Genomic DNA, 1,972 nt, shown 5'->3' on the forward strand with positions numbered 1-1,972 from the left:
CCGGCGAGCGCGGCCTCGTCGACCAGCCCGCCGCGGGCGGTGTTGATCAGCAGCGCCGTCGGCTTCATGCGCGCCAGCCGCGCGGCGTCGAACAGGTTGCGCGTCGTGTCGTTCAGCGGGCAGTGCAGCGTGACCACGTCGGCGAGCGCGAGCAGTTCATCGAGCGGCACGCGCCCGGGCCCGGCCGGGCGGCCGGGCAGCTGCGCGATGCGCACGTCCATGCCGAAGGCTTCGGCGAGCCGCGCCGTGCCCTGACCGAGCTCGCCCCAGCCGACCACGGCCAGCACCTTGCCGGCGAGTTCGCGGATCGGGTGATCGAGCAGGCAGAACTGCGCGGCCCGCGGCCAGGCCCCGCCGGCCAGGTCGCGCTGGTAGGCGAGGAAGTTCGTCGACAGCGCCAGCATCAGCAGGATCGCGTGCTGCGCGACCGCCGGCGTGCCGTAGCCGCGGCAGTTGACGACCGGGATGCCGCGCGCGCGCGCCGCTTCGAGATCGACGTTGTTGGTGCCGGTGGCGGCGACGCAGATCAGCTTCAGCGCCGCGGCCGTGGCGAGGGTCGCGGCATCGAGCACGACCTTGTTGACGATGACGATGTCGGCGCCGCGGATGCGCACGGCGACCTCGTCGGGGGCGGTGGCGGCGTAGCCGGTGAAGCGATCGAGCGCATGGGTCAGCGCCGAGAAATCGAGATCGCCGAGATCGAGCGAGGCGCGGTCGAGGAAGACGCCGTGCATGGGGCGGGATACCTGCGGGCAACGGGGGAAACGCGGGCCCGGCGGGGCGCCGGCAAACCCGGAATATAATCGATGCGCCCGTTCCCGCACGCTCCGAGGAAGCCTCCCGCATGTCCGGACCGGACTCCCGCGCTTCAGCCCCTGTTCACGTCCACGGCCGTGCCGAGACGACCGGCATCCTGCTGGTCAACCTCGGCACGCCGGACGCCCCGACGCCGACGGCACTGCGCCGCTATCTCGCCGAGTTCCTGTGGGACCGGCGCGTCGTCGAGATCCCGCGGCCGCTGTGGTGGCTGATCCTGCACGGCATCATCCTGCGCACGCGCCCGGCGAAGTCGGCGGCCAAGTACGCGACGGTCTGGACGCCGGAAGGCTCGCCGCTGCTCGCGATCGGCCGCCGCCAGCAGGCCGGGCTGCAGGCGCGGCTCGCGGCCGGCGACCATGGCCCGCTGCAGGTCGCGCTCGGCATGCGCTACGGCCAGCCGTCGATCGCCACGGCGCTCGCCGAGCTGCGCGCCGCCGGCTGCACGCGGCTGCTGGTGCTGCCGCTGTATCCGCAGTACTCGGCCGCGACCACGGCCACGGCCTTCGATGCGCTCGCCGCCGAACTCGCGCGCTGGCGCCGGTTGCCGGAACTGCGCTGCGTGATGCAGTACCACGACGAGCCGGCCTGGGTGGACGCCGTCGCCGCGAGCCTCGATCAGCACGCCGCCGCCCACGGCGGCCTGGCCGAGCGCGTGCTGTTCTCGTTCCACGGCCTGCCGAAACGCAACCTCGCGCTCGGCGATCCCTACCACTGCCAGTGCCTGAAGAGCGCGCGCCTGATCGCCGGGCGGCTCGGGCTCGCCGACGATCGCTGGGCCGTGGCCTTCCAGTCGCGCTTCGGGCGCGCCGAGTGGCTCAGGCCCTACACCAGCGAGACCCTGCAGCAGTGGGCGCGCACCGGCGTGCGCAGCGTCGACGTGATCTGCCCGGGCTTCGCGGCCGACTGTCTGGAGACGCTCGAAGAGATCGCGATCGAGAACCGCCTGCTGTTCGAGCAGGCCGGCGGCGAGCGGCTGCGCTACGTGCCGGCGCTGAACGACGCGCCGGCGCACCTCGACGCGCTCGCGCAGCTGGTCCGCCGCCATTGCAGCGGCTGGCCGGGCTTTGCCGGCGGACCGGCGCCGCACGCGGCGGCCGAGCTCGCCGCCTAAAGCAATTTGCAGCAGCTTATCGGTCAGCAGACCGCGGTAAAG

2 protein-coding genes are annotated in these 1,972 nt (G+C 73.2%); one reads left to right on the forward strand and one right to left on the reverse strand.

Annotated elements, in window-relative coordinates; all coding sequences use genetic code 11:
* Positions 1 to 734: NAD(P)-dependent oxidoreductase (locus PKE44_RS18815; protein WP_324554284.1), on the reverse strand; the 734-nt coding region annotated here is incomplete at its 3' end.
* A 110-nt stretch (positions 735 to 844) separates the two neighbouring features.
* Between PKE44_RS18815 and hemH the strand changes: the two genes are divergently transcribed.
* Complete coding sequence (gene hemH, locus PKE44_RS18820; protein WP_324554286.1) at positions 845 to 1,930, forward strand: ferrochelatase; 1,086 nt, start codon at positions 845 to 847, stop codon at positions 1,928 to 1,930.
* Positions 1,931 to 1,972: the final 42 nt, after the last annotated feature.

The sequence above is a fragment of the Plasticicumulans sp. genome, from assembly GCF_035331805.1.
Lineage (GTDB): Bacteria > Pseudomonadota > Gammaproteobacteria > Competibacterales > Competibacteraceae > Plasticicumulans.

Bases quoted from the DNA above. Each gene is read 5' to 3' on its own strand.
- hemH (WP_324554286.1), top strand. From the start codon at position 845: ATGTCCGGACCGGACTCCCGCGCTTCAGCCCCTGTTCACGTCCACGGC.